Genomic DNA, 6,000 nt, shown 5'->3' with positions numbered 1-6,000 from the left:
ACCCGCCTCCCCTCGGCGGTCCACGCACCGCTGCCGCCGCCCGCCTTACCCGGGGCGGGACGCCCCGGCCCCGGTCCGCCGCGGTGGGGGCGCCCGGGGCCGGGAGGGGCACCGCCGGGGAAGGGGGAGCAGGCGGTGGGGACTACAGGGAGTGCACGTGCGGGCCCACCGCGTTCGACCAGGCGTTGCCCGCGGAGGCGTCCCAGTTGGTCGACCAGGTCATCGCGCCGCGCAGGCCCGGGTAGGCCTTGGCGGGCTTGAACGAACCGCAGTTGGTGAGCTTGGTCAGGCAGTCGAGGGCGTTGTTCACGATGGTCGGGGAGACGTAGCCGCTGCCCGCGCCGCTGGTGGAGGCGGGGAGGCCGAGGCCGACCTGGGACGCGTCGAGACCGCCCTGGAGCTGGATGCAGGCGAGCGCCGTCAGGAAGTCGACCGAGCCCTGCGAGTAGACCTTGCCGTCACATCCGAGCATCGAACCGCTGTTGTAGTACTGCATGTTGACGACGGTGAGGATGTCCTTGATGTTCAGCGCGGTCTGGAAGTAGGAGTTCGACGTGGACTGCATGTCGATGGTCTGCGGGGCCATGGTGATGACCAGGGACGAGCCCGCCTTCGCGGACAGCGAGCGCAGCGCCTGGGACATGTAGGTCGCGTTGAGACCGTTCTCCAGGTCGATGTCCACGCCGTCGAAGCCGTACGTCTGCATCAGGGAGTAGACGGAGTTGGCGAAGTTCGTGGCCGAGGCGGAGTCGCTCACCGAGATGGTGCCGTTCTGCCCGCCGATGGAGATGATGACCTTCTTGCCCGCGGCCTGCTTGGCCTTGATGTCGGCCTTGAACTGGTCGACGGTGTAACCGCCCAGCCCGGCCGAGTCGAGCGTGAAGCTCACGGCGCCCGGCGTGCCGGTGGCGTCGGCGAACGCGACGGCGATGATGTCGTACTGCGACTGCACCGCGGAGAGCTTCTGCACGGTCGCGCCGTTGTTGAAGTTCTGCCAGTAGCCCGTCACGGCGTGCGCGGGCACGGTTCCCCCGCCCCCGCCGCCGCCCGAGGCGCTCGTCGTCCCGGTGACGGCGGACGACTTCGCCGACTCACCGGCCGAGTTGGTCGCGCTGACCTGGAACGAGTAGGACGTCGAGGCGGAGAGCCCCGAGACGGTCGCGGAGGTTCCGGTCACCGACTGGACCTTGGAGCCGCCCTGGTAGACGTTGTAGCCGGTCGCGCCCGACACGGTGTTCCAGGCCAGGGAGACCGACGAGGAGGTCGTGGAGGACACGGCGAGACCCGCGGGGGTCGCCGGGACCGTCGGGGCCGGGTCGCCGCCACCGCCGCCGTCGGGGCCGAACACCGAGAAGTCGTCGGCGAAGTAGGCGGGCTGTCCGTACCAGCCGTGCGTCCAGACCGTCACCGACGTCGTCGAGGCACCGGTGGTGAAGGTGGTCGAGAGCTGCGTCCAGGCGGTGTTGGGCGTCCAGGTCGAGACGTCCGTCGTCCCCGTGCCGGTCGCGCCGAGGTAGGTGTAGGACCCCTGGACCCAGGCGCTCAGCGTGTACGTCGAGTTGGGCTTCACGGCGACGGACTGGGAGCACTGCGCGTAGTCCTGCCCGGCGGGCGTGGCCTTGAGGGCGGCCGAGCCGCCGTGGACCGGCGAGGAGACGGTCGCGCCGCTGCCCGCCGAACAGGTCCAGTTGCTCAGGCCGGACTCGAAGCCGGCGTTCTTGACGTTGTTGACGTCGGCGGCCTGGGCCTGGCCCGCCAGGCCCGTGAGGGAGAGGACGGACGCGGTGACGGCGGCGGCGAGCGCTCCCGCCCATCTCCGTCCGGGCATACGGGTGACGCGGTCCACTGGGTCCTCCAGGGAGAGGTGGGGGAGGGGAGGGGGAACGGAACGGTGGCCACCGCCGGTGGATACAAGTTGGTCCAGACCAATCTGGTTGTCAAGACCTCCGGCACTTCCAACACCCTTATGTGAGGCCCCAGTTGTTTTGAGACGGCTTACTCTCCGTTGATCACGCCCGCACCTTCGGTGAGATGATCTCGGAGATTCGGTGTTGAGCGGGCCATGCCGTGGATATGGTGCTGATGCAAGAGGGCGTCACCGTGGCGATCCGCGGCCGTTGAAGGAACGACTGTGACGCTCTATGGCGACAAAGGGGCGATCTGAGGCGGTGGTTGACCACCCCGCCGCAGCGAACGGGGTGTGTGCAGCGTGCCGACCGCGATAGCCGTCACCAGTCCCGATCTGGTGCTCCCACCGCACGACCGGCAGACTCCGCCGGCGGCCGTCCAGCCGCTCGGCACCCTGGAGGACTCCCTCACCGGGATGCACACGCTCATCGAGCAGCACGGGTATGTCATCGCCCTCTACCCGGCCTCCGCCGACACCGCCGTCACCCGGCGGCTGCACACCGTCCGCTCCGTCCTGGAGAGCGACCGCATCGCCCTGCTCGGCATCGAGCTGCCACCGCTCGGGATCGCCCTGCTGGCCCAGCAGTTACGCCAGCTCTCGGTCTGCGACTTCAGCCCCGGTGTGCTCGCCTCCGCCGCCCGGCTGCTCGCGCACTACATCTACGCCGGCGCCCTGCTCGGCTCGGTCGCCAAGCTCGACCGGGTCCCGGTCTCCCTGAAGTCGCACGCCAAGTCCTGGGTGCCGGGCGCCCAGTTCGCCGTACTGGCCAATCCGCGCGCCGAGCTGATCAGAGTCGGCCAGGAGGAGCTGCCCGGTCCGGAGTTCGGGACCCGGCTGCTCTCGGCGTCCGGCCAGCCGCCCTCCGACTGGGTCACCTCCACCCTCGCACCCGCCTGGCAGGTCCAGGGCGCCGCCACCGTCCCGCTGCCCGAGGAGTCGGTCCGCTGGTGGGGGACGAACCGGCTCGTCGAGTTCGCCGCCGGACTGTACGACGTCTCCGTCCTCTACCAGCTCGTGTCCTCCGTCCGGCGGGACGAGTGCCGCTGGTGCGGCCTCGAACTCATCGGTGACCGCTGCGGGTTCTGCGCCGCCCCGCTGCCGCCGCCGCCCACGGCGCAGGAGCTTCCGGCCACGACCGTCCGGGCAGCCTCTCCGGTACGCGCCCTGCCCCGCGGCGCCACATAGGCCCCTGGGGCCCGTCCGAGCCGCACGACCGCACCGGCACGACCGCACAGCGCACCAGGCACGAACCGCACAGCACGTCCGGCACGACCGCACAGCGCATCCGGCACCACCCGCCCGACCCCGCCGTCCCCGTAGATCGAGGTTGTCCTGAACATGCTGCATCAACCCGGAGGTCAGCCCCCGGATCCCCGGCAGGAACGACAGCCCGGTCCCCTTCCCGGCTCCGCCCCACGAGGAGAGATTCAGTGAACTCGCGCCAGCGCCGCGGCGTCATCCTGCTGGTCCTCTCGGTCCTGTGCGCCCTCGGCGCCTTCGCCGGAGTCCTCTCGGTGATCCGCGACGTGAACTCCAAGGTCGGCCCGGAGGTCACGGCGTACCGCCTCAAGAGCGACATCGCGCCCTACAAGGAGCTGACGGCCGACCAGTTCGAGAAGATCTCGATGCCCGAGCGGTGGCTGTCGTCCACCGCCGTCACCGACCTCGCGCGGATCCGCGGGAAGATCGCCGTGACCCGGCTGGAGAAGGGCTCCCTGCTGCAGGCCGACATGATCGTCGACAAACCCCGGCTGGCCGCGGGGCAGCAGGAGATCGCCATCATGATCGACGCCTCGACCGGCGTGGCCGGAAAGATCGACCCCGGTTCGCGGGTCAACATCTACGCCACCTTCAAGGCCGAGAACGACAAGGGCCGGGACCAGTCCAAGGTGATCGTCGAGAACGCCCGCGTCATCGACGTCGGCAAGCTCACCGCCCTCGAACCCGACCAGTCCAGCGCCGACCGGCGCAACAGCGCCGCCCAGGCCGTCCCGATCACCTTCGCGCTCGGCACCGCGGACGCCCAACGCGTCGCGTACGCCGAGTCGTTCGCCGAGCACGTCCGGCTCGCCCTGGTGGCCGGCGGCTCCGACACGATCGTGGCGCCCGGCGACCGCACGTACACCCTCGACGAGGACAAGTAGGAGGCCGCGCATGAGGTCCATGCCCACCGGGCCGCGTACGAGGCCGGCCCCCGCGACGAGGACGCGGCCGGCGCCGGGCCCCCGGTCGGGGACGCGGCGGCGGGTGCCGGGGGTGCCGTCGCCCGCCGCGGCACAGGGCACAGGGGCCGCCGCGCGGCACGCGAGCGAGGAGCTTCGCCGATGACCATCCGTATCCTTCCCGCCGTCGGCGACATCGACTCGGCCCGCTCGCTCACCACCCTGCTGAGCCAGCTCGCCGACACCGAACCCGCCCCGCCCGTACCCGACTCGACCGCCCTCCTCGACACCCTGGCGCGCCTGGCCGCCGAGTCCCTCGACGAACTCCCCGAAGTCGTCCTCGTCCACGAACGCATCGGCCCCGTACCGGCGCTGGACCTGATCCGCGACCTCGTGATGCGCTTCCCCGCCGTCGGCGTCGTCCTCATCACCGCGGACACCAGCACCGGCGTCCTCACCGCCGCCATGGACTCCGGCGCGCGCGGCATCATCGGCCTCCCGCTCGGCTACGACGCCCTCGCCGAACGCGTCCAGGCCGCCGCCGCCTGGTCCGCAGGAATGCGCCGCCACCTGCACAGCGGCGCCCCCGAGGTGTACGCGGGCCCCGGCGGCACCGTCGTCACGGTGACCGGAGCCAAGGGCGGGGTCGGCGCGACCGTCACGGCCGTCCAGCTCGCCCTCGCCGCGAAGGCGTCGGGACGCGACGTGGCGCTGCTCGACCTGGACCTGCAGTCCGGGGACGTGGCCTCGTACCTCGACGTGCAGTTCCGCCGCTCGGTGGCCGACCTCGCGGCCATCACCGACATCAACCCGCGCGTCCTCCAGGACGCCGTCTACACCCACGACAGCGGCATCGCCCTCCTGCTCGCGCCCGCCGAGGGCGAACGCGGCGAGGAGGTCACCGACCGCGTGGCCCGCCAGGTCGTCTCCGCGCTGCGCTCCCGTCACGACGTCGTGGTCGTCGACTGCGGCTCCCAGATGAACTCCGCCACCGCCGCGGCCGTCGAGATGGCCGACCGGGCCCTGCTCCTCGTCACCCCCGACGTCGTCGCCGTACGCGCCGCCAAACGCATGGTCCGGATGTGGGACCGCCTCCAGATCCGCAAGGCGGAGGAAACCACGACCGTCGTGAACCGCTTCGCCCGCGGTACGGAGATCCAGCCGTCCCTCGTCGAACGCGTCACCGGCACCAAGGTCGCCCGCGCGGCGGTCCCGGCCGCCTTCAAGGAACTCCAGTCGGTCGTCGACGCGGGCCGGCTCCAGGACCTGGACGCCCGCTCGACCGTCAAACAGGCGCTGTGGTCGCTCGCCGCCGAACTGGGCCTCGTCGTCCCCCAGGAGGGCGGGGCGGGCGGCAGACGCCGCAAGGCGTCCGCGTCCGACCGGGGCGCGCTCTCGCTCCGCGGCCGGGGAAGCGACCGGGGAGCGGTCACCCTCGAATTCGCCGGGATGTTCCCGCTGCTCCTGGTCGTCATGACGATCCTGTGGCAGTGCGTGCTGTACGGCTACTCGTACTCGCTGGCCGGGAACGCGGCCGACGAGGCGGCACGGGCCGCCACCGCGGCGTACGCCGTCCACGGCGACGTCGCGGGCGCCTGCGCGGCGGCGGGGAGCAGACATCTGCCGGGCTCCTGGAAGGACGCGGGCATCGCGTGCGGCTCGTCGGGCCAGGTCATGACGGCCACCGTCGACGTCGACGTCCCGCTCTTCTTCCCCGGCTTCGACGCGGGCTTCCACGTGCAGGGCAAGGCGGGCGCGGCGCTGGAGGGGGACGACGGATGAGGACGCACCCGCGGACGGCATCCGGCGGAAGGGGACGTGCCGGTACGTCACGTGTCCGCCGCCCACGTCCGGATCGGGCAACGCTTCGCACCGCACCGACGTCTGATCCAGCGGCGACGGACGGATGTACCGGCACGCCCCCGACCC

The 6,000-nt window shown here is 71.6% G+C and carries 4 protein-coding genes; 3 read left to right on the top strand and 1 reads right to left on the bottom strand.

The genetic code is table 11. The features are described 5' to 3' along the window. Positions 1-142: 142 nt before the first annotated feature. On the bottom strand, positions 143-1,828 hold the full coding sequence (locus ACFRIC_RS21345) for a chitinase (RefSeq protein ID WP_382787913.1): 1,686 nt from the start codon (positions 1,826-1,828) through the stop codon (positions 143-145). A gap of 381 nt (positions 1,829-2,209) precedes the next feature. Between ACFRIC_RS21345 and ACFRIC_RS21340 the strand changes: the two genes are divergently transcribed. From ACFRIC_RS21340 to ACFRIC_RS21330, 3 genes are all read left to right on the top strand, one after another. Continuing rightward, positions 2,210-3,094 (top strand): hypothetical protein, encoded by an 885-nt coding sequence (locus tag ACFRIC_RS21340; protein WP_382787911.1) that lies wholly within the window; start codon positions 2,210-2,212, stop codon positions 3,092-3,094. A gap of 245 nt (positions 3,095-3,339) precedes the next feature. Further along, entirely contained in the window at positions 3,340-4,053 is a 714-nt protein-coding gene (gene cpaB / locus ACFRIC_RS21335) for a Flp pilus assembly protein CpaB (RefSeq protein WP_382787909.1), read from the top strand. A gap of 180 nt (positions 4,054-4,233) precedes the next feature. Next, complete coding sequence (locus ACFRIC_RS21330; protein WP_382787907.1) at positions 4,234-5,853, top strand: CpaE family protein; 1,620 nt, start codon at positions 4,234-4,236, stop codon at positions 5,851-5,853. The last annotated feature ends 147 nt before the right edge of the window (positions 5,854-6,000 follow it).

Source organism: Streptomyces sp. NPDC056738 (assembly GCF_042790435.1).
In the GTDB taxonomy this organism is placed as follows: Bacteria; Actinomycetota; Actinomycetes; order Streptomycetales; family Streptomycetaceae; genus Streptomyces.
The sequence above is the reverse complement of the archived record's forward strand: the minus strand, read 5'-3'. Positions and strand labels throughout refer to the sequence as shown.